Raw genomic sequence first — 21970 nt, 5'->3', positions numbered from 1 at the left:
AAAAAAACGCCGCTAGCTTAAAGATCTTGCGAGACGTTCTGCTTCATGGCCACACTCCTTGAGCAGCTTTCCACCATGACCGTGGTCGTGGCGGATACCGGTGATTTGGACGCGATTAGAAAGTTCACCCCCAGGGATGCCACGACCAACCCTTCATTGATCCTTGCGGCGGCTCAGATTCCTGCTTATCAGAGTTTGATCGATGAGGCTCTTCACTCCTCCCGTCAGTTATTGGGTAACTCTGCAGCTGTGGAGGAGGTGGTCCATGAGGCTCTCGATGAGATTTGTGTAATCTTTGGAAAGGAAATTCTCAAGATTGTTCCTGGCCGTGTTTCCACTGAAGTGGATGCTCGTCTCAGTTTCAATACTGAAGCCACAATCGCTAAGGCTCACAAACTCATTGGCCTATATAACGACGCTGGCATTACTAATGATCGCGTTTTGATCAAGATAGCTTCTACTTGGGAGGGTATAAAAGCGGCTGAGGTTTTGGAGAAGGATGGAATTCATTGCAATTTAACTCTGCTATTTGGCTTTTCTCAGGCTGTCGCTTGTGCAGAAGCAGGAGTCACTTTGATCTCTCCTTTTGTTGGGCGAATCCTTGATTGGTACAAAGCGTCTACTGGTCGGGATTCTTATGCAGGTCCAGAAGACCCTGGTGTGATCTCGGTGACCAAGATCTTTAATTATTTCAAAACCTATGATTACAAGACTGAGATCATGGGTGCGAGTTTCCGCAATCTTGACGAAATCATTGAATTGGCTGGATGTGATTTGTTGACCATCTCACCAAAGCTTTTGGATCAGCTGGGTAGTACAGAGGCTCCGCTGAAGCGTAAGTTGGATGCGGTTAATCCTGTTGCTGCAGAGTCTCAGATCCATGTCGATAAGGAGAGTTTTGAGTCAATGATGAGGGCTGATCGCATGGCTTTTGAGAAGTTGGATGAAGGGATTCGCGGCTTTAGCAAGGCGATTGAAACTCTTGAGGCTCAGCTGGCGCATCGATTAGCTGTTTTGGAGGGAGGAGCGGCCTTCTGCCATGTTGTTCAGGAGATTTTCATGCTCAATGATCTCGATGGTGATGGTTGTATTACTAGAGAAGAATGGCTCGGTAGTGATGCGGTATTTGATGCCTTAGATCATGACCATGATGGCCGACTTCTTCAGGAAGATGTTCGTTCCGGGCTGGGTGCTGCTTTGGCACTAACAACAGCTTGAAGTCTTGCTTAGTAAGTTAATAAGGTGATGAGTATTTATCATCATTCCTTATAATGTTGAAAAATACTCTGCTTTGCCTGAGTTGAAGCTGGAGAGTTTTTTCTGCCATCTAGAAAGGACTAATGCTATGAATCCCAAGATCGGTATCGTTTGATCAGAGCATGAGAGAGATCAGGGCTGGCAATCCTGCCAATCCAACTGGCATGCGTGCAAAGATACTCTCTCGCTATAAAGTTATTTTCTAAATAGGCTTCTGCTTTCTCTGCTCTTGGCGACCTATCTGATCACAGGAACGAATCGCGGCATTGGCTATGAATATTGTCGTCAGCTTCATGCTCGTGGTGACGTGGTTGTGGCTGCATGCCGTAAGCCTTCGCAGCAATTGGAAGGCTTAGGCGTGCGTATTGAGGCCGGAGTCGAGATCACTTCAGATGGATCGATTGCGCGCTTGAAGCAACGGCTTCGCAGCTTGCCGATCGATGTACTGATCCACAATGCCGGCATTTTGGAAAGCACGACTTTGAAAGATTTTGATCCCGAGAGCCTTCGTCGTCAGTTCGAGGTCAACGCCATTGGGCCATTACGTGTCACACATGCTCTCATGGATCATCTACTTCCTGGCGCAAAAGTCATTTTGATGACTAGCCGAATGGGCTCGATCGATGACAACAGTTCCGGCGGTTCTTATGGCTACAGGATGTCGAAGGTGGCTTTGTGTATGGCAGGAAAGTCATTAGCTATCGACCTTAAATCTCAAGGCATTGCCGTGGCGCTTCTTCATCCAGGGCTTGTGCGTACCCGCATGACAGGATTCACTGATCAAGGCATTACTCCAGAAGAATCGGTTGATGGCTTGTTGGCCCGTATTGACAATCTCAATTTGGAAAACTCAGGCACTTTTTGGCATGCCAATGGGGAGATTCTCCCTTGGTAACAATTGGTTTTGTGAAGAAGTGATTGACGTTGCTTTGGGCCTGTGATTTTGCGTTCTTCGTAATCACTTGAGAGCACTTCACTGCTCACGCTGAAATTTATTTTAAATTAGAAATGCTTGAATGCTAGTTATCGAACTTCGTTCGGCTAATCTTTATTATTTTATGTAATTAACGTTGCAATAGCAACCGTTTAATCACACGCTGGGCAATGTCGCCATACCCCATTTCTCCAGAAAGGATCTGAGCAATCCGTTGTGGAGCTGTTGGCCTTTTGATCCCAAGCTGATATCCCACCTTGGGGAATCGATAAAACACCTGAGCAATCCTCTTGCCCCAGGCCATGGAGTCTCCCCACCGTTGTCGCATGGTTTGGCTGTAATCAGCCAGGTTGTTGGTATCACCGTTCAACCAATGATTCAGGCAGCGGGCTGCTTCACATCCACTCATCAACGCTGGGCGCAGACCTTCTGCCAGGAACGGATCGCATAGTGATGCCGCATCTCCCACGGCGACGACACCATCGCCATGCAGTGCTTGATGGCCGTTCCATACCCGTAAAGATGCTTCTTGTCGTTTGCCTGCTTGCGGGTCAAATCCCAGGTTCGGTAGCAGTTGTTCCAAGACGGCATCACTATCGGCGGCATTGCGGCCGATGAACGTACCTACGCCTACATTCACGCCTCCTGCCAAGGGGAAAGCCCAGGCAAAACCATGATGAACCAGCCCAAATTCAAATCGGGCTGAACCAGTTTTGAGGTTGCCTCGACCCTCCAGGCGTACAGACATGGTGCTCGCGTGATGCAGGGTTTTTGGTCCCAAGCCCAAGGCTTCAGGCCAAGCTGACTGGGAGCCATTCGCCAGTACGACCGCTCTTGCTTCAAGTTGTCTGCCGTCATCGGCTGTGACTTGCCATCGTTCGTTTTGTCTTTGCAAGCTTTTGACCGTAAAGGGCCGGAGCAGTTCGGCGCCTGCATCAATCGCCTGGCTTGTTAGGAGGGCATCAAGCTTTTCTCGCCGCACAATCCAAAACGGGGCGGAATCTTGCAGGTCGGCCACGACGGGATCACTGAGCTGCCAGCTGAACTCAACCCTTTCAATGACTTCATCAACGACCGATTGCAAATCAAATGGAAACCACTCCTGCACCGCGGCTGCCATGCCTCCGCCACAGGGTTTGATCGTTTGGTGTGCATTCTGTTCGAGCAGTGTGACGCGTTGGCCGGCTGCAGCCAGATGGAAAGCTGCCGCAGATCCAGCGGCGCCTGCTCCGATGACCAGCACATCGCGAGTGCTCAAACCTTGAGAATGTCGGCTTCTTTTTCGGCGAGGTATTTTTCAATTTCAGTGATGAATGTGTCGGTGAGTTTTTGTATCCCATCCTGTTCATCATGGCTCTGATCTTTAGAGAGCTCAGCATCTTTTTCTAGCTTTTTCACTTTATCAATTGCATCGCGACGGATGTTGCGCAGGGCTACTTTGCCTTCTTCTGCATATCTTGCTGCCAGTTTGCAGAACTCTTTGCGGCGCTCTTCAGTTAGCGGCGGCACATTGATGCGAATGATCTTGCCGTCATTGTTGGGTGTCAAGCCCAAATCACTAGTGGCAATGGCTTTTTCAATCAGGCCCATTGATCCATTATCAAAGGGCTGTATGGCAATCGTCTGTGAATCAGGGGTGGATATTGTTGCTAGAGATTTCAGGGGCGTTTCTGTGCCGTAATACTCAACGTTGATTCGATCAAGTAGTGACGGGTTGGCGCGTCCAGTACGGATGGTGGCGAAGTTGCGCTGTGTGGCCTCCACTGATTTGTGCATGTTGTCTTTGAGTTCCTGGTTCGACATGGCTTCAGAGAGGCGAAGGCTGGGTGAAGGGATGAGTTGGGATGGCCTGTTTAGGTTGCATTGCTGATACGGGAGCCGATTGCTTCGCCAGCCACTGCTTTGCCGATGTTGCCAGGTTCAAAGAGGTCAAATACAACGATCGGGATATTGTTGTCTTTGCATAGGGCAATGGCAGTGCTGTCCATCACCGCCAGCTCGCCGCTTAGTACTTGCTGGAAGGTGAGTGAGTCATAGCGTGTTGCATCAGGGAAGCGTTTGGGATCACGGTCATAAACCCCATCCACCTTCGTGGCTTTGAACACCACATCAGCGTTGATTTCCGCAGCCCGAAGTGAGGCCGTGGTGTCAGTTGTGAAGAATGGATTACCGCAGCCTCCACCAAACACAACCACTCGGCCTTTCTCTAGATGACGAATGGCTCGCCGACGGATGTAAGGCTCCGCCACCTCTTGCATTTCGATTGCAGTTTGTACTCGGGTTGGTACCCCCGCTCGCTCTAAGCCGTCCTGCAATGTGATGGCATTCATCACTGTGGCCAACATGCCGACGTAGTCGGCCGTGGCCCGATCCATGCCCGCGGCAGAACCCTTTAGGCCTCGAAAAATGTTGCCACCGCCCACCACGATCGCCAATTGGGTGCCCTTGGCCACCACTTTGGCTACATCCTCTGCGATGGATTGAACAATTGCTGGATCGATGCCATAACTCTGATCACCCATCAGCGCTTCGCCGCTGAGTTTTAGAAGGACTCGCGCGTAAGCCATTCATCGTCCAGATCCCGAAGAGAGTAGCAAGCCTTCTCCGAATCGTCCTTGAGCTGGATGGTCTGAAGGGTTGTCGATTCTCAGATTCGCTTGGATGAAGTCATCATTCCTGATCGATGCGAGAGAACGTGCTTTGTCGCAGCGATGTGATGGCCCGTCTGAGCTGTTGAGCGCTTGAAGGCATCAGACAGGATCCTTCTTGTTGGAGCGAGCTCATTGTGCATAGAGCTTTGCTGGTGAACGGTCTGTCGGTTTTTGTTGCTACAGATCAGCTATTGGATGTGCATTTAGAGGTGAGATGATTGATTGCTTCAAAACTCAATGCCTGCTTGTGCTTTGACGCCTTGCTCCTTGAAGGGGTGGTGCACCAAGGTCATTTCTGTGACCAGATCTGCACGTTCAATGAGCTCCTTTGGTGCGCCTCGGCCAGTGAGTGCTACGTGGGTTAGGGGTGGCCTTTCCGTGATCCCCCCTAGTACTTCTTCTACCTTGAGATATCCCAGTTTCATCGCCACATTGACCTCATCAAGCACTACAAGTTTGTGGGTGTTGCTGTGGAGGTAAATCAGAGCCTGTTGCCAGGCTTTTGATACCAATTGCTGATCTCTTTCCCGGTCTTGGGTTGTCCAGGTGAAGCCCTCTCCAAACGCATGCCAGCTCAATGCGTCACCAAAAACTTTTAACGCTTTTGCTTCGCCTGGCTGCCAACTCCCTTTAATGAATTGCACGACTGCAACATGCTCGCCATGGCCAAGGGTGCGTAAGGCTAGCCCTAGCGCTGCTGTGGTTTTACCTTTGCCATGTCCTGTGAACACAAGGATGAGGCCTTTCTCTTTGTCTCGTTCTCCTACACGTTGGCGCTGAATGTCTTGTCGGCGCTGCATGCGTTTGCGGTAGCTCTGTTGGTCGGTTTCGGGGGCTAAATGCCCGCCTATGCCGAGAACTTCTGCGCTGTGATCGAGTTCGGTTGAAGAGGGCGAATGCGGAGCTGGCGGGTTGGTCATCAAAGTGTTGGCAAGGTCTTGAGCATGCTTTGAGTTGGGTTGCTTATGGAAGGCGGGCTGTGATTCGTTGTAGTGCTCGGCCTGCTAATAGTTCTTGCTCAATAGTGCTGTAACCCATCTCCCGAAGTTGCTTGGGCAAGTCTGCTTGCAGCATTGTGAGAGCGGTTTCAGTTTCGAACAGGGCACAAAACAACTGTTGGGGCAGTTTGAGGCAGGGGCCTGCTGGATGGAGGTCTATCAGCACTAGCCAACCCCCCGGTTGCAAAAGGCGCATGCAGGCTTTGAGCACTTGTTGTCGTTCTTCTGAGCTGAATTCGTGCAAGGCCAGGCTGATTTGGATGGCCGCAAATTGGCTGGTGTTCAGCGGTGGTTTTTCTGCCATTCCCTCGATGCATTGCAGTTGGGGGGTTCGTTCAGCTGCTAGTGCCAGTGCCTTTGGTGAAAGATCTAAACCTGTTACAGCGAAACCAGCCTCGATCCATGGTGCTGCTGTTTCGCCAGACCCACAGCAAAGATCCAAAACTGGTGCTCCTTTAGAAATCTTGTCTTGAAGAGCAGTCAGCCCTAAGGACCTCAACCGCTTTACACCCCCTACGCTGAGGGCCGAAATGGTTGTCACTAGGTCATAAAACCAGCGATGCTCGTAGGCAAAGGTTCTTAGTGGTGAGGTCATGGGCTGAGCTGTCGAGCTAGGGCTGCATCTACCGCTTGTTGTTGGTCACGTCGGGTGATCCAGTGGTGATAGGTGCGGGTATGAATAGCCACTGAATGGCCCATCATTCTTGCTGCAACTGTGTCTGGAAGGCCGATGTGGATTGTGCGTACCGCCCAGGCATGCCGCAGGTTGTAGGGGGTGAGGGGCAGTTGATAGCGTCGGAATTGTTCCGACACTCTTCTCCCCACCTGTTGGAGTGTGGTGTGACGCAGATCGACATTCACCGGCGGCAGGGCCTGGGCATTGTTTGCTAGTTGTTCAAGTTCAAAATGCTCGACCCAGTCTGGATGAAACGGCCAAACCTGATGCTCGCCGGTTTTTGTGTTTGGTAGGACCCGCAGCACCTGATCTTCCCCCTTCGCTAAAGCAGCAAGGTCGCAGAAGAACACCTCGTGATTGCGCAGGCCGTAAGTGGCCATCAGTCCATAGGCAAGTCGCCATCCTGGGTTGGGGATGCGCTCCACCGCCTCGATGATCTGCTTGTCGCTGGGTAGTTGACGAAAGCGCGCCTGATGCAGTCCATATCCATCCGCTTCTGCTCGCCAATCTTCCGGCAGTGTCATTTCCAGGTGGCGTGCCAATGCAGCTAGGGCCGTGGCGCATTGCTGTCGGCTTCTGCTGCCATCTGCATAACTGGCCAGAGTGTCTTTTAAAAGGTCTGAATCAAAACAGCTCTGCTTGTTAACAGCTAGGGCTTTGAGTCGTCGTAAGTAAGGAAGGTAAGCGGACGTCCATGTGCTGCGGCTACCGGCCGGTGACCGTCGGCGATATGGATCAGTAAAGAATGCTTCTTCAAAGCTGACCAAAGCTTCTCTAAGCCCTGTCGCTATCTGTTCAGGTTGTTTCCGTGTTGATTTGGTCGTCCACTGGGACCAGTCGAATTGTTTGCGTTGCAGTTGGTAGTGCACAAGTTGCACAATTCGCTCAGCCTCTTTCAATCCTTTTTGTTCTGCCAAAAGCTGCAAACTGATTCGTTGAGTTTTGATCAATCCAGTTCCATTCCGGCAGGGCAGTGCGCCGCGTAAATTGAGCCACTGGCCTCGCTGTTCAATTCTCAGGTTGATGCCGCTGTCAGCCAGGGCACGGTTGATGTTGATTAGCTCGTTGCTCAGCTCCATGGCCTTGTAGGGATGGTGCCACCTTGGCGTTGATGGCAGCTACCCTCAAGTCCCTCTAAAGAACTCTCTTCTCTATGGCCCGGGTCGGTGTCCTCTTGATGAACCTAGGGGGGCCTGAACGTATCCAGGATGTAGGGCCTTTTCTCTTTAATATTTTTGCCGATCCGGAGATCATTCGGCTGCCTAACCCCGCTCTTCAGAGGCCTTTGGCCTGGTTGATCAGCACGCTGCGCAGCAGTAAATCCGAGCAGGCTTACCGCTCAATCGGGGGCGGTTCACCTCTGCGGCGGATCACTGAACAACAGGCTCGGGAGTTGCAGAGCTTGCTTCGGCAACGCGGTATCGATGCCACGAGCTATGTGGCGATGCGTTATTGGCATCCATTCACAGAATCCGCTGTCGCAGATATCAAAGCTGATGGGATTGATCAGGTGGTGGTGCTTCCCCTCTACCCTCATTTTTCGATTAGTACCAGTGGCTCGAGTTTTCGAGAGTTGCAGCGCTTGCGACAGACGGATGAATCTTTCCGCAAGCTGCCAATACGTTGTATCCGCAGCTGGTACGACCACCCTGGATATGTTCGTGCCATGGCGGAGTTGATCGCTGAGCAGGTTCGGCTGAGTGATGTACCTGAAGAAGCTCAAGTGTTTTTTAGTGCTCATGGAGTGCCCAAGAGCTATGTCGAACAAGCAGGTGATCCATATCAGAAGGAGATCGAGGCTTGTACGACTTTGATCATGGCTGAGCTGGAAAACCTTCTTGGCTATGGCAATCCTCATTCCCTTGCCTATCAAAGTCGAGTGGGTCCAGAGGAATGGATTCAGCCCTATACCGATCAAGTTATTGAGCAGCTTGGTGAGGCTGGTACACGTGATTTAGTGGTTGTGCCGATCAGCTTTGTGAGCGAACACATCGAAACTCTCGCCGAGCTTGATATCGAATACCGCGAGCTGGCGACCGAAGCAGGAATTGTTCATTTCAGGCGGGTGCCTGCTCTTGATACTTACCCCACATTCATTGAGGGTTTGGCCGATCTGGTTGGATCCAGTCTTGAGGGGCCAGAGATCAATCTCGATGAGGCTGCCAAGCTGGCCGGTCGAGTGAAGTTCTATCCCCAGGAGAGATGGCAATGGGGCTTGAATACCAGTTCTGAAGCATGGAATGGACGCATAGCCATGCTTGGGTTTGCGGCTTTTTTGTTGGAGCTGATCAGTGGCCATGGCCCTTTGCACGCGATCGGTCTGCTCTGAGTGTTGGCTCGTTAAGGGTCGTCTCACTCTTCTGGTTGGTTCGTCTGTGGGATGACTGTTCTCAACGGAGTCCATTTGTATTGGGGCATTCGCCCGCAGGCAGCAGGCTCACTGACGGATTGATTTTGCTGGTGATGGTGAAGAACCAATAGGCAATCTGTACGGAAGGCCCTTAATCTTTAGGAGCAGATCATGCTTTGCCACTGCCGTGACTTTGACTTCTTCAACCACGGCTCTCGGTGGTTCATCACAACAAGTGCAAAAGCGTATGACGGGCGCCGATGCCCTGATGGATGCTCTTCGCCGCAACGGTGTGGAGATCATCTTTGGTTATCCAGGTGGTGCAATCCTTCCGATTTACGACGCCGTTTATAAGGCTGAGCAGCAGGGATGGTTGAAGCACATCCTTGTTCGCCATGAGCAGGGGGGCGCCCATGCGGCTGATGGCTATGCAAGGGCTACAGGTCGTGTTGGAGTTTGCTTTGGAACCTCTGGGCCAGGCGCAACCAATCTCGTTACTGGTATCGCCACGGCTCAGATGGATTCTGTTCCAATGGTGGTGATTACAGGACAGGTCCCTCGACCATGCATTGGTACAGATGCTTTTCAGGAAACTGATATTTTCGGGATCACGCTGCCTATCGTGAAACACTCCTGGGTTGTTCGCGATCCGGGTGATTTGGCTTCGGTTGTTGCTCAAGCATTTTTTATTGCAGCTTCTGGGAGACCTGGTCCGGTGTTGATTGATATCCCTAAGGATGTGGGCCAGGAGGAATTCGACTATCAGCCAGTTGAACCTGGATCGGTCGTGCCTGCAGGATTTCACCGATTCCCGGCTCCAGAACTTTCCTCAATTGAGGCGGCTCTCGATTTAATTGATGATGCTCAGAGGCCTCTCCTTTACGTTGGCGGAGGAGTTATTTCTGCCGGGGCTCACGAGAGTCTTAAGGGTTTTGCAGAACGTCACCAGATACCTGTCACCACCACATTGATGGGTAAGGGGGCGTTTGATGAGCGACATCCTTTGGCTTTGGGGATGTTGGGAATGCATGGCACTGCCTATGCCAACTTTGCAGTTACTGAATGTGATTTGTTGATCGCTGTTGGTGCACGTTTCGATGACCGTGTTACAGGCAAGCTTGATACTTTTGCGCCCCGTGCAAGAGTGATTCATTTTGAAATTGATCCAGCAGAAGTAGCTAAGAACCGACGTCCTGATGTTGCGGTATTGGGTGATGTTGGTGTCAGCTTGGTGAAGTTATTCGACTTGAGTAAGCAAAAGTCTGTTGAGTTGAGGACTTCAGCGTGGCTAACTCGTATTGAGAGTTGGAAGAACCTTTACCCCTTGATGACTCCGCCTGAGGAGGGGCCAATTTATCCTCAGGAGGTGCTCTTGGCGATAAGGGACTTGGCTCCTGAGGCCTACATAACAACTGATGTGGGCCAGCATCAGATGTGGGCGGCTCAATATTTACGGAATGGGCCTCGTCAGTGGATCAGTAGCGCGGGATTGGGAACGATGGGTTTCGGGATGCCAGCTGCTATTGGTGTTCAAGTTGCTTTGCCAGATGAACAGGTTGTTTGTATCGCTGGTGATTCCAGCATCCTGATGAATATTCAGGAGTTGGGAACACTGATTGAGTACAACATCCCAGCCAAGATTGTGATTGTGAACAACCACTGGCAAGGGATGGTTCGTCAGTGGCAGCAAAGCTTCTACGAAGATCGTTATTCAGCCACTGACATGCTTCCGGGCATGCCTGATTTCGTGGCATTGGCGAAGGCCTTTAGGGTTGGCGGGGTGTTGATCACTGAGCGAAAGGATCTCAGGTCAAGTTTGAAGCAGGCCCTTGCGACTCCAGGTCCGATGCTCATCGACGTGCATGTGCGACGTGATGAAAATTGCTATCCGATGGTTCCTCCTGGCAAGAGCAACGCTCAAATGGTGGGTTTATCTAACCACCCTGAACTTTCTGGGGTTTCTTTGTGATGCAACGACTGCAGTTTGTTCTTCTAAGCATTCTGCTTGTTTTGTTCATCGCACCATTGCCTGTCATGGCGGCGGAAGTGCTGCGTGTGAGTAGCTCCTCGTTGCTCCTGGTTGGTGACCACAACCGAACCTATACCGTTCGTCTTGCTTGTTTGCAGGTGGATCAATCTGATGAGGCGGAAGCGATGGCTTGGTTGAAGTCAGAGCTACCAAGGCGCCGGCGGGTCAATCTGCGCCCAGAAGGTTCTAGCGAAGGTGTGCTTTTGGCGCGGGTGACCTCCATCGGCAGCGATGTAGATCTCAGTGCAGGGCTAGCGGCTGCTGGTTTAGGTCGTTTAACGTGCGATTCGCCTCAGGCTTGAGATAGGAGTGGCTCTGCAAGATCAAATTGTTTCTCTAGAAAGATCTTGTGATAAAGCCAGAGGTGTCTGATCCATCAGCCCTACTCTGATGACGTTGGGTCTTCAGGATCATGGCCCCCTCCCAAGCGGCCCCTTCAAGTGGTTCGTCTTTGGCTGCAGATTCCATTGCAAGTGGGTCTTGGAGGCAAAGGTTCTTTAAGGCTCCCTGGCGGAGCTGGTTGATGATTTTTGCCAGCCTCCTTGGCTGTCAGGCGGTTTCGGCAAGTGGGCTGCTGTCTCCATCTGTGGTGGTTCTGTTGCCAAAGGGCTCTGCTGTAGAAGGTGCCAATGAGATCTTCCTCAAGGGCTTCCAGTTGGGAGAGGAGAAGGTAAGAGGTTGCGGTCTTTCGCTGGCGTCTGTGAAGTTGCGTCTTCTCAATCTGGATGATGATCCTGCTGTGGCTTTATCAGGTAACCCGCGGTTGAAGTTGGTCGTGGCGCCTCCTGCTGCGGATCTTCGTGCTTTTTCTGCTCTGGCGTCTAAGCGCAATCTCAGTGTGGTGTTGCCTTATCAGCGGGGCGCTTCGTTACGAAGTCTTGGTGAGCTGGATGCACGTTCACGCCTGTGGTTCTTGGTGGCACCTGTTCGCGATGATCATCAGGCCATGGCTCAGCGAGTAATGGAGCAGGGTTGGCGCCGCGTCATGGTGGTGCGAGATCCATCTGAGCTTGGTGTTGCTGCAGCGAAATCTTTTATTGAAGCCTTTGAAATTCTTGGGGGGAGGGTGGAGAGCTACGAGCCCGAGTTGGTGCAGAGCGTGAATCCTGACGATGGCGAACGACTTAAGCGTTTGCAGCAGGACCTGGTCTGGCTAGGACCTGATGCTCTTGTCTTGGCGTCTCGCCCATCAGGTCCTCTTGCGCAGGCTTTGAAAAAGGCGCAGATGGATGGATCGCTTGGGCGGGGACCACAACATCCAGCCTGGGTATGGCTTGCATCATCGGATTTGGCGAGTGATATCGGTCCAGAAGCCTGGGAGCAGCTCTTGTTGAAGCAATCCTCACGGGGGCCTGGTTGGCAGAAATTTTCTGAATCGTTTGAGCAGCATTGGGGGCAGGCGCCCGATTTGTTGGCCGCTGCTGGCTTTGATACTGCTCGAATAATTGCGCTGTCAACGATTTCTGCTTCTCTAGCTTCTGCAGAGGGAAGCGCTGATCCTCTTGGATGGGTTGATGCAGAAAGTGAACCCCAGCCTCTTTGCAAAGCTTTGCGCTTGCGGCTCGAAGGCAAACAAGTGCGTTTGGAGGGCGCCGCTAGCAGTTTTGCTTTGCGAGCAGGACAGACACCTTCTGGGACAACAGTTTTTACACGAGTTTCTGCTTTGGGGTCTGACTGAGGCAGAACTCGAATCTGCTGGGATTGAATCAGGATTGGATGGAGCTGATGCGCTTTACGTGTGAGGTGATGACGTGTTGCGGTTGAGTGAGTTGAAGCTTCCCCTTGATCATTCGCCAGAGGCGATCGAAGCAGTCATCCTTAAGCGGTTGCGTATTCCGCCTTCCCAGCTCATCAATCACAGGCTGGTGAAACGAAGTATTGACGCTCGACGTCATGAGCGGATCCAGTTCATCTACAGCGCGGATGTGAAGGTTCGAGGGGAAGCTGCTCTGTTGAAACGCCACGCAGGCAATCAAAAGATTCGTAAGGCTCCAGACACCCGCTATTACCCAGTTGCGCAGGCGCCAACAGATTTCCCTCAAGTAGAAACGCAGCGGCCGGTTGTGGTGGGTGCAGGCCCTTGTGGTTACTTTGCAGCTCTGCTTCTGGCACAGATGGGTTTCAAGCCTTTGCTGTTGGAGCGCGGTCAGTCGATCAAAAAGCGCACGCTAGAAACCTTTGCTTTCTGGAGGGGACAGCGGCCTTTCAATCCTGATTCCAATGCCCAATTCGGTGAAGGTGGGGCGGGGACTTTCTCAGACGGAAAGCTTTATAGCCAGGTGAGTGACCCTGAACACTATGGGCGCAAGGTGCTTGAAGAATTGGTGGCCAGTGGAGCCAATCCAGAGATCCTTACGGTGCACCGACCTCACATTGGCACCTACAAATTGGCCACGGTGGTGCGTGGAATGCGCGCCAGAATTGAGGAGCTTGGTGGTGAGATTCGATTTGAGACTCGAGTTGATGAATTGCTGCTGCGGCGAGATTTAGATCATTCACGCACTGGCAAGCCTTTGCAGGTGGTAGGGCTGAAGCTTGCCGATGGCAGCACAATTAGCAGTCGGCATGTGTTATTTGCCCTGGGTCATTCAGCCCGGGACAGCTTCGCCATGTTGGAAAGGGTTGGCGTGAAGCTTGAGGCCAAGCCCTTTTCTGTAGGACTCCGCATCGAACACCCCCAGCCTCTGATCGATCGCGCGCGCTGGGGTCCAATGGTGGGTCATCCACAACTCGGCCATGCGGAATACAAGTTGGTTCATCACGCTCGTAATGGCCGCTCTGTCTATAGCTTCTGCATGTGTCCGGGGGGAGTTGTGGTGGGTGCTACATCGCAAGCAGATTGCGTGGTTACCAATGGCATGAGTCAACACACGCGCAATGAACGCAATGCCAACAGTGCCTTGGTTGTGAATTTGGAGCATCAGGATTTGTGCAGTTATGAGCGTTGGCCAGGAGATCCTTTGGCAGGAGTGGCCTTGCAGCGGGACTTGGAACGAAGGGCTTTTCAGCTTGGAGGGGGTGGATATTGCGCCCCTGCTCAGCGCCAGGAGGATTTCCAGGCGGGCAGGCCTACAACTTGCCTTGGTGAGGTGATTCCCTCTTATCTGCCAGGGATCACGTTGGTTGACCTCAATCAGATGTTGCCGGCTCCGTTGATTGAGGCTTTAAGAGAGGCCTTGCCGGCCTTCGCTAGGCGTTTACCAGGCTATGAGCATCCTGATGCTGTACTCACTGGGGTTGAGACCCGTACCTCATCGCCTGTGCGTATTCCCAGGGATAACTCCTTTGAGTCGCTTAACACCACTGGGCTGATTCCTGCTGGAGAAGGGGCTGGTTATGCCGGAGGCATCCTTTCGGCTGGCATTGATGGGATTAGGGCTGCAGAAGCCCTGGCGAAACAGCTTGTGGTTGCTCAGTCTTCAGCTTGAGCAACGATTCCACTCCACTGCACAGCTTTGATGTGGTCCCTGCGCCATGAGTAAAAGAGGCTGGGCTCTGTCACTGTGCATAGCGGGCAACTGCTGATCTGCTCGCTGCTTAACCCAGCTCGTTTTAGTTGTTCAGCAGCAGCCAAGCGAATGTCGAGACGCAATCGCTGTGGCTGTTTGTCTGCATCGAGAATGCCTCGTTCTTTTAGTGCGGAGAGCCGTTTCTCCAGCTGGATTGGTGGGTTGTTTGGATCTGCTTCGAGGCTTTTGGCCACAGCTTCTGCAACATCAACTTGAATCTGATAGTTGGACCCGCTTACAGCTGGTCCTAGAGCAACAAGCAGAGTCTCGATTTTTGCTCCTCGAGATTCCAACTTTGCTAGAGCTTCCTGCAGGATTTTGGCGGCTACGCCTCGCCAGCCCACATGACATGCGGCTGCATGCCCCGTGTACTGGTCGGCAATCAGTATTGGAGTGCAGTCGGCAGTGCAGACCCAGAGACTTTGTCCACCCCTGTCGCTTACGAGGCCATCAGCTTCCGGCCAGGGTGGGCGGTTGGCTTGTGAGGCTGGGAGCACCTTGCCGCCATGAACTTGTTGGGGTCTATGAACGCTAATGCCTGCGCTTAGGTAACCAGCTAGTTGATCGGGGCCTCGATCTTGCCAGCGTCGCGTGAAGAATCCATGTTCGAAACCAGCTTTTTGTAGAAGGTCGGCCTGCAGGTAGTAGCCCCCATAGCAACCAACCCAGGTCCATCCTTTGAGTTGGTTGAAAAGGGTATCTGGAGTGGCAAGCGGGTCTTGGTTGTCAGTTTCCGTTGCCGGCCCCAGCGATGTCATGGTTGCGGCAGGTCACGCAGCATCCAGAAACCAGCAAATCGTTTTTCCTCTGGGGAGGTCTGCACAGAGATGAATTGCAGTCCGCCGGCTTGCTCTCTTGCCTCTAGGAGGCTCTGTTGAACTGCCGTGGCTGTTTTGTCATCCAAATCCGTCACCAGCCAGCGATCGTCTTGACCTGCTTCAAGCATCAGCTGCGTGCCATCGACGGCCAAGCAAACTGGTTCCAGGCCTCCAAGCCAGCCTGCTAGAGCCAAAGCACGGGTTTGACTGAACATCCGTACACCTGGCACGGGGATGTTGTCGTTGTCGTTTGCTCCAACTGGTAGTAGGCCGCCGAAGCCGATTGGCCACTCTTGGGCTTCGCGTAGCAAACCTAAGGGTAGGGAGGCCCAGCTCCAGGCGTCTCCCCTTACAGCCTCAGGTAGAGGTACTGGGGGTGTTGGTATCGGAGTTGGGGGAGGAGCCAGTGGACCAGCCATGTAGCCCTCCTCAAGGGGGTAGACATCCCGTTCTCGCTCGGCGAGCCAGTCGAGTAGGGCATAGGTTCTGCGGCTTGGAATGACTTCGATGCCAAGCTCTGCGGCAGCCCGTTGCACCATGGTGCGCATCGATATACGCCAACAGCGAAGCCTGAGAGGGGCCTCCCAGCCTTGTTCCTGAGAGTCTTTAAGGGCCTCTCTCAGGGCGTCGGTCAGCCACAGTGAATTGACTTCTCCTGCAGGGCAGCGTTTTACCCAGCGGAATGGTGCAGTTCCTGACGGGTCCTGTGAGCTGCTAATTAACAACTCCCAACGTTTTTTGCCGTCAGATTCAAGGATTGGTCGCGAGTAGAAGTCGAGCTCCCAGTCAGTCTTAGGGTGTTGGTCTGTGATGTTGGGCGTATTGGCAGCAATCATCCTGCTGACTGTTCCTGCTGCCTAAGGACGTTACGAGCTTTGTTGGCTCGATCAGTCGCTTCAGCCATAACCTTATCTTTTTCAATTAGGAGTTCGCCCGGTTGTCCTTCCAGTAGGGCTGTGTTCAGGGCAATGCGTCCGCGACCAGGGTCCATTTCGGTGATCAAGGCTTTGACTCGATCGCCTTGGTTGAATACCTCCCGCAGGGATCTAAGACTGCCACCGGTGATCATGGATTGGTGAAGGAGGCCACTCACACCGCCTAGGTCTATGAAGAAACCGTAGGGCTTCACTGCTACGACTTGACCTTCCACGAGCTGTCCTACTTCAAGTTCAGAGAAGCGGGCGGCGGTAGCGGCCCGCTTCTCTGAAAGCACCAGCTTGCGGGTTTCTGGATTGACTTCCAGGAATGCCACACCAAGGGTTTTTCCGATAAGCGCTTCGTGATTCTCTCCATTTTGGAGCTGAGAGCGGGGAATAAATCCTCTCAGGCCTTCAAGGTCGCAGGTCACTCCACCACGGTTGAATCCATTGACCTTGACCTGGGCGACCTTGCCTTCCTTCTCCATCTGCTGCACCTTGCTCCAGCTCTTACGCAGCTCTAGAGCTCGACAGCTGATGGTGACCATCCCATCGGCATTTTGCTCTCGAGTGACGAGTACTTCGACCTCTAAACCCTTTGGGAAGCGCTCTTTGAGGTTGGTAATCACGCCAAGGCCGCATTCATTTTTGGGCATAAAGCCTGGTGCTTTCCCGCCGATGTCGACGTAAACACCATCACTTTCCAAAGCGATGACCTTGCCTGTAGCCACTTCCCCTGTGGTTCCAATTGGTTCGTTTTCATCGAGAGCAGCCAAGAAGGCGTCTTCATCGAAGTCGAAATCGTCGACACTGCGTGCTGGGTTGGATTGCCCTTCTTCGTTGCGATGATCGATGCCCTTTGGGGCCGAAGCGCTTCGGCGTGACTGATCGGCCGGACCAAGTAGATCGGCCATCGTCATGTTTTGCAGCTCGCCGAGATCAAAACGACTCTCATCTGAGGCTGCATCAGCTGAGACGGATCGATTGGGGGCGTTGCTGAGCTGGCCTGATGCTGCAGTTGCTTTACTGCCAGGTGAAGTTATTTCGGCGGCTTCTCGCACTAGCTTGTCTTGTTCCCCACGCTTGCTGATGTGCATGACCTGCAGGGGCTTGCGAGGGGCTTCCGCTGCGGGTTTAGGGGGCTTTGGTCTATTGGGCTGCGGACTGCCTGATCCCGCCATGGGGGCCTTGGGGTCGTCGATCAAGCATTCTGACAGGCAGGGTGGGGTTCTGTTCGCAGATTGGGGCTGATGTCTATTTCTTGCAGGCGTTTTGACCATCTCAGCTGGCCAGAGGCTGCAGAAGCGGTTGGTCTGGAGGGATCCACCTTGGTTTGGCCATTCGGGGCCTGTGAACAGCATGGTCCGCATTTGCCTCTGATAACGGACGCTTTTTTCGCAGAGCGGATGTTGGTAGAGGTCCTTGAACGCTTGCCTGCTGACCTGCCGATCTGGATGTTGCCAGCCCAGTCATTGGGATTTTCTCCGGAACATGAGGCATTCCCAGGAACTCTTTCCCTTTCAGCGAACCTGATGTTTCAGCTGGTCATCGAAGTTGGTCAGCAATTGGCGGCCATGGGAGTTCGTCGTTTGCTGCTTTTCAATGCACATGGAGGCCAGATTGGCTTATTGCATGTGGCGGCTCGGCAGCTTCGTGCTCAATGCCCTGCGATGGCTGTATTGCCCTGTTTTCTCTGGAGTGGTGTCGGGGCATTAAAGGATTTGCTCCCTGAAAGTGAGCGTGAGGTAGGCCTGCATGCTGGTCTGGCTGAGACCAGCCTGATGCTGTCCATGGCGCCTGAGCTGGTAGGGCTTGATCGCCCTGTCGATGGTGACCACTACACCCCTGGCCTATCTACCACTCCGCCGATGGGTTGGAGCCTTGAGGGCCATGCTCCATGTGCTTGGCTTACGGACGATTTCAGTGAGTCCGGGGTGATCGGTGATAGTCGAGAGGCTAATGCTGCGCTAGGGAAAGCATTGGAGCAGGCTTTGGTTGATCACTGGGTTAATTTGCTGATCAGCCTGATGGGAAGCCAATGGCCTCCGGTGAGAGAACCAGAATGCTTGTGATTTAAAGGGCGGCTTGAGTCAATTTTCCCTAGTAGAGGGTTAAAGTCTCTCGACTTACGACTTTTAAAAGATCCATGCCTACGCTTGAGATGCCTGTGGCAGCTGTTCTTGACAGCACTGTTGGATCTTCAGAAGCCCTGCCAGACTTCACTTCAGATAGATATAAGGATGCATACAGCAGAATCAACGCAATAGTCATTGAGGGCGAACAGGAAGCCCATGACAATTACATCGCGATTGGCACGCTGCTTCCCGATCATGTCGAAGAGCTCAAGCGGCTTGCCAAGATGGAGATGAGGCACAAGAAGGGCTTTACAGCTTGCGGCAAGAACCTTGGCGTTGAGGCTGACATGGACTTCGCAAGGGAGTTTTTTGCTCCTTTGCGTGACAACTTCCAGACAGCTTTAGGGCAGGGGAAAACACCTACATGCTTGCTGATCCAGGCGCTCTTGATTGAAGCCTTTGCTATTTCGGCTTATCACACCTATATCCCTGTTTCTGACCCCTTTGCTCGCAAGATTACTGAAGGTGTCGTGAAGGACGAGTACACACACCTCAATTATGGCGAGGCTTGGCTCAAGGCCAATCTGGAGAGTTGCCGTGAGGAGTTGCTTGAGGCCAATCGCGAGAACCTGCCTCTGATTCGCCGGATGCTTGATCAGGTAGCAGGTGATGCTGCCGTGCTGCAGATGGATAAGGAAGATCTGATTGAGGATTTCTTAATCGCCTACCAGGAATCTCTCACTGAGATTGGCTTTAACACTCGTGAAATTACCCGTATGGCAGCGGCAGCTCTTGTGAGCTGAACTCTGCTGCTTATGGGCCTTCCTTTCCCCTTGTATCCATTCGTGAGCAGCTTGGTCGAAGTTCAAACACTGGACCGTAAAGACCAGCATTAATGGGATTATGGTTGACTTGGACCTCTTCAGGGCTTATAGGGTGGGCTCAGTTTTTTCGTATGTCAGCACTACATGTTTGGTCTGATCGGTCATTCCACCAGTTTTGAAGATGCCAGGAAGACGGCACTTCAGATTGGCTATGACCATCTAGATGGAGACCTGGATGTTTGGTGCAGTGCTCCTCCGCAGTTTTTGGAACAGATAGAGGTAGAAAGCCTTACAGGAAAGAAAATAGAAGGCGCTTATATCGATTCATGTTTTGTGCCAGAAATGTTGAGTCGGTTCAAAACTGCCCGTCGCAAAGTTCTCAATGCCATGGAAATGGCCCAGAAGAGAGGCATTCAGATAAGTGCCCTAGGCGGATTTACCTCAATTATTTTTGAGAACTTCAATCTTCTTAAGCATCAACATGTACGAAACACCACGCTTGAATGGGAGCGATTCACAACCGGCAACACTCATACGGCTTGGGTTATTTGCCGTCAGCTTGAGAACAATGCCCCACTTTTGGGCATTGATTTAAGCAAGGCGCGTGTAGCGGTAGTTGGTGCAACTGGCGATATAGGTAGTGCTGTTTGCCGTTGGCTTTCCGCTCGAACTGGTGTCGCTGAACTTCTTTTGGTGGCTAGACAGCAACAACCTCTTATAGATCTTCAAACTGAATTGGCTGGCGGCAGAATATTGAGTCTTGAAGAGGCCTTGCCTGAAGCTGATGTTGTGGTTTGGGTTGCCAGCATGCCTAGAACCCTGGAAATCGATATGGAGAGTTTGCGCAAGCCTTGCTTGATGATTGATGGGGGCTATCCGAAGAACCTAGATGCAAAGTTTGCTGGTAGTGGGGTGCATGTTCTCAAAGGAGGAATCGTTGAGTTCTGCAATGACATCAGCTGGGATGTTGGCTGGATTGCAGAGATGGATAAGCCTGCGAGGCAAATGTTTGCCTGTTTTGCAGAAGCAATGCTGTTGGAGTTTGAGAATTGCCACACAAACTTCAGTTGGGGGCGTAACCAGATCACCCTTGAGAAAATGGATTTTATCGGCATGGCGTCTTTGCGTCATGGTTTTTCAAGCCTCAATCTCAATCACCAACTTCAGGCTGCTGCAGCCTGAACCTTGTTTCCGGATCTTTTCTTGTCATGGCTCGTCGTTATCTGTTTGAGTTCGAAAAGCCATTGGTAGAACTAGAGCAGCAGATTGAGCAGATCCGAGAGCTTGCACGCGATTCCGAAGTCGATGTCAGTCAGCAGTTACTCCAGTTAGAAACTTTGGCGGCACGTAGACGGGAGGAAATTTTTCAAGCTCTTACACCGGCCGAAAAAATACAAGTCGCGCGACATCCTCACCGGCCGAGCACTTTGGATTTTATCCAAATGTTTTGCGACGACTGGGTTGAGTTGCATGGTGACCGTCGTGGTAGCGACGACCAGGCGTTGGTTGGTGGTGTGGGCCGTATTGGTAAGCGCTCTGTGCTGCTGATCGGACATCAAAAGGGCAGGGATACAAAAGAAAATGTGGCTAGAAACTTTGGGATGGCTACGCCTGGTGGTTACCGCAAGGCTCTTCGTCTGATGGATCATGCCGATCGTTTTCGTTTACCCATCCTCACTTTCATCGATACGCCAGGTGCATATGCAGGCCTGCTTGCCGAGGAGCAGGGGCAAGGTGAAGCCATTGCAGTCAACTTGCGTGAAATGTTCCGTTTGCGCGTGCCTGTGATTGCCACGGTGATTGGTGAAGGAGGCTCGGGTGGCGCTCTTGGAATTGGCGTAGCTGATCGTTTGCTCATGTTTGAGCACAGCGTCTACACCGTGGCCAGTCCGGAAGCCTGTGCTTCGATTCTTTGGAGAGATGCCGCCAAAGCTCCTGAGGCAGCTGCTGCTTTGAAGATCACTGGTCCAGACCTCCTTAACTTAGGAGTGGTGGATGAAGTGCTTCCAGAACCAGCTGGAGGCAACAACTGGGCCCCTCTTCAGGCGGGAGAGGTGCTTAGAGAGGCTATCGAGCGGCACCTCGATGAGCTTCTTGGTTTAAAGGTTAATCAGCTTCGCGAAGCGCGGTATCGAAAATTCCGGGCTATGGGTCGTGTTCTCGATCCAAGCTCGTCGGAAACCGGCTTGCCTGCCTAGGGTTATTGGGGTTGCATTCGCTCCTTGCCTACTGCCCTGATTACTGGAGCATCCCGCGGTATCGGAGAAGCAGCTGCGCGGTTGTTTGCCAATTCCGGTTGGGATTTGATGTTGGTAGCCCGCAGCCAAGATGCACTTCAGGCACTTTCCCAAGAGCTAAAAAGTACAGGCCAGAATGTTCTTTTTAAATCAATCGATTTGGCTGATCCAGAAGCCATCGCTCCTGGTATCGAGGATTTGCTTGGACGGGGACATTGCCCATCAGTGTTGATCAACAATGCTGGGGCGGCTTGGACAGGGGATCTTCTATCCATGCCTTTGAATCGTTGGCAATGGTTGCTTCAGATGAATCTCACTAGTGTCTTTCAATTGTGTTCTGTTGTGGTGCCTGCGATGCGTGCTAGCGGTGGATTGGTGATCAATGTGAGCAGTCATGCCTCTCGCAATGCTTTTCCACAGTGGGGTGCATACTGCACTACCAAGGCAGCATTGGCTACTTTTACTAGTTGCTTGGCAGCGGAGGAGCGCAATCATGGGATACGTGCTTGCACCCTTACGCTTGGTTCGGTCAATACCCCTCTTTGGGATACTGAAACCGTGCAAAGTAGCTTCGACCGTGACGCCATGCTTTCTGTTGAGCAGGCTGCCGCTGCCCTTCTTCACTTGGCCCAACAGCCACCATCACAGGTGATTGAAGATCTAACTCTGATGCCAGCCACTGGCGCCTTTTGAAC

The 21970-nt window shown here is 52.4% G+C and carries 21 protein-coding genes; 12 read left to right on the top strand and 9 right to left on the bottom strand.

Translation table 11 applies throughout. The annotated features are described in order from the left end of the window. The first annotated feature begins 45 nt into the window (after positions 1-45). Both AKG35_RS06665 and AKG35_RS06660 read left to right on the top strand, forming a co-directional pair. Positions 46-1218: a transaldolase gene (locus tag AKG35_RS06665; protein ID WP_011130617.1), complete on the top strand. Its 1173-nt coding sequence runs from the start codon at positions 46-48 to the stop codon at positions 1216-1218. A 268-nt stretch (positions 1219-1486) separates the two neighbouring features. Next, positions 1487-2152, top strand: coding sequence for an SDR family oxidoreductase (locus AKG35_RS06660; protein WP_011130616.1), 666 nt, complete (start codon positions 1487-1489; stop codon positions 2150-2152). A 169-nt stretch (positions 2153-2321) separates the two neighbouring features. Here AKG35_RS06660 and AKG35_RS06655 read toward each other — a convergent pair whose 3' ends face one another. The 6 genes from AKG35_RS06655 to AKG35_RS06630 all read right to left on the bottom strand — a co-directional run bounded on the left by AKG35_RS06655 (position 2322) and on the right by AKG35_RS06630 (position 7595). Continuing rightward, positions 2322-3449 (bottom strand): NAD(P)/FAD-dependent oxidoreductase, encoded by a 1128-nt coding sequence (locus tag AKG35_RS06655; protein ID WP_011130615.1) that lies wholly within the window; start codon positions 3447-3449, stop codon positions 2322-2324. Beyond that, on the bottom strand, positions 3446-3994 hold the full coding sequence (gene frr, locus AKG35_RS06650; protein WP_011130614.1) for a ribosome recycling factor: 549 nt from the start codon (positions 3992-3994) through the stop codon (positions 3446-3448). Before frr ends, AKG35_RS06655 begins: the two co-directional genes overlap by 4 nt. A gap of 50 nt (positions 3995-4044) precedes the next feature. Then, a complete protein-coding gene (gene pyrH / locus AKG35_RS06645; RefSeq protein ID WP_011130613.1) occupies positions 4045-4758 on the bottom strand; it encodes a UMP kinase in 714 nt (237 codons plus the stop codon). 311 nt (positions 4759-5069) lie between these two features. Then, entirely contained in the window at positions 5070-5762 is a 693-nt protein-coding gene (cobO, locus tag AKG35_RS06640) for a cob(I)yrinic acid a,c-diamide adenosyltransferase (RefSeq protein ID WP_011130612.1), read from the bottom strand. A 43-nt stretch (positions 5763-5805) separates the two neighbouring features. Beyond that, the gene (locus AKG35_RS06635) at positions 5806-6435 is read right to left on the bottom strand and encodes a class I SAM-dependent methyltransferase (protein WP_011130611.1); all 630 of its coding nucleotides are present in this window, start codon (positions 6433-6435) and stop codon (positions 5806-5808) included. Continuing rightward, positions 6432-7595 (bottom strand): site-specific integrase, encoded by a 1164-nt coding sequence (locus AKG35_RS06630; RefSeq protein ID WP_011130610.1) that lies wholly within the window; start codon positions 7593-7595, stop codon positions 6432-6434. The genes AKG35_RS06635 and AKG35_RS06630 overlap by 4 nt, the downstream gene beginning before the upstream one ends. A 74-nt stretch (positions 7596-7669) precedes the next feature. Between AKG35_RS06630 and hemH the strand changes: the two genes are divergently transcribed. The 5 genes from hemH to AKG35_RS06605 all read left to right on the top strand — a co-directional run bounded on the left by hemH (position 7670) and on the right by AKG35_RS06605 (position 14323). Next, a complete protein-coding gene (hemH, locus tag AKG35_RS06625) occupies positions 7670-8845 on the top strand; it encodes a ferrochelatase (RefSeq protein WP_011130609.1) in 1176 nt (391 codons plus the stop codon). A 208-nt stretch (positions 8846-9053) separates the two neighbouring features. Continuing rightward, positions 9054-10835 (top strand): biosynthetic-type acetolactate synthase large subunit, encoded by a 1782-nt coding sequence (ilvB, locus tag AKG35_RS06620; protein ID WP_041384501.1) that lies wholly within the window; start codon positions 9054-9056, stop codon positions 10833-10835. Beyond that, on the top strand, positions 10835-11197 hold the full coding sequence (locus tag AKG35_RS06615) for a hypothetical protein (protein ID WP_011130607.1): 363 nt from the start codon (positions 10835-10837) through the stop codon (positions 11195-11197). The genes ilvB and AKG35_RS06615 overlap by 1 nt, the downstream gene beginning before the upstream one ends. A gap of 110 nt (positions 11198-11307) precedes the next feature. Next, positions 11308-12573, top strand: a complete 1266-nt coding sequence (locus tag AKG35_RS06610) for an ABC transporter substrate-binding protein (RefSeq protein ID WP_011130606.1) — start codon at positions 11308-11310, stop codon at positions 12571-12573. A 73-nt stretch (positions 12574-12646) separates the two neighbouring features. After that, positions 12647-14323: an NAD(P)/FAD-dependent oxidoreductase gene (locus AKG35_RS06605; protein WP_011130605.1), complete on the top strand. Its 1677-nt coding sequence runs from the start codon at positions 12647-12649 to the stop codon at positions 14321-14323. Here AKG35_RS06605 and pgeF read toward each other — a convergent pair. The 3 genes from pgeF to AKG35_RS06590 are packed head-to-tail and all read right to left on the bottom strand — an operon-like array spanning position 14308 to position 17320. Next, positions 14308-15162: a peptidoglycan editing factor PgeF gene (gene pgeF / locus AKG35_RS06600; protein WP_011130604.1), complete on the bottom strand. Its 855-nt coding sequence runs from the start codon at positions 15160-15162 to the stop codon at positions 14308-14310. The two genes, AKG35_RS06605 and pgeF, sit on opposite strands and share 16 nt — an antisense overlap. After that, positions 15159-16058 carry a Tab2/Atab2 family RNA-binding protein gene (locus AKG35_RS06595; protein WP_011130603.1) on the bottom strand — a complete coding sequence of 300 codons (900 nt, stop codon included), beginning with the start codon at positions 16056-16058 and terminating at the stop codon, positions 15159-15161. Before AKG35_RS06595 ends, pgeF begins: the two co-directional genes overlap by 4 nt. Continuing rightward, on the bottom strand, positions 16055-17320 hold the full coding sequence (locus tag AKG35_RS06590) for a S1 RNA-binding domain-containing protein (RefSeq protein WP_011130602.1): 1266 nt from the start codon (positions 17318-17320) through the stop codon (positions 16055-16057). The genes AKG35_RS06595 and AKG35_RS06590 overlap by 4 nt, the downstream gene beginning before the upstream one ends. Positions 17321-17389: 69 nt before the next feature. On the opposite strand from AKG35_RS06590, the gene AKG35_RS06585 reads away from it, so the two are divergent. From AKG35_RS06585 to AKG35_RS06565, 5 genes are all read left to right on the top strand, one after another. Then, entirely contained in the window at positions 17390-18211 is an 822-nt protein-coding gene (locus AKG35_RS06585; protein WP_011130601.1) for a creatininase family protein, read from the top strand. Positions 18212-18285: 74 nt separating this feature from the next. Next, positions 18286-19017, top strand: coding sequence for an aldehyde oxygenase (deformylating) (locus AKG35_RS06580; RefSeq protein ID WP_011130600.1), 732 nt, complete (start codon positions 18286-18288; stop codon positions 19015-19017). 165 nt (positions 19018-19182) lie between these two features. Then, a complete protein-coding gene (locus tag AKG35_RS06575) occupies positions 19183-20220 on the top strand; it encodes a long-chain acyl-[acyl-carrier-protein] reductase (protein ID WP_011130599.1) in 1038 nt (345 codons plus the stop codon). A 26-nt stretch (positions 20221-20246) separates the two neighbouring features. Next, entirely contained in the window at positions 20247-21236 is a 990-nt protein-coding gene (locus AKG35_RS06570) for an acetyl-CoA carboxylase carboxyltransferase subunit alpha (RefSeq protein ID WP_011130598.1), read from the top strand. Between the two features lie 24 nt (positions 21237-21260). After that, entirely contained in the window at positions 21261-21968 is a 708-nt protein-coding gene (locus tag AKG35_RS06565; RefSeq protein ID WP_011130597.1) for an SDR family oxidoreductase, read from the top strand. Positions 21969-21970 lie beyond the last annotated feature (2 nt).

The organism is Prochlorococcus marinus str. MIT 9313 (genome assembly GCF_000011485.1).
Taxonomy (GTDB): domain Bacteria; phylum Cyanobacteriota; class Cyanobacteriia; order PCC-6307; family Cyanobiaceae; genus Prochlorococcus; species Prochlorococcus marinus_D.
The sequence above is the reverse complement of the archived record's forward strand: the minus strand, read 5'-3'. Positions and strand labels throughout refer to the sequence as shown.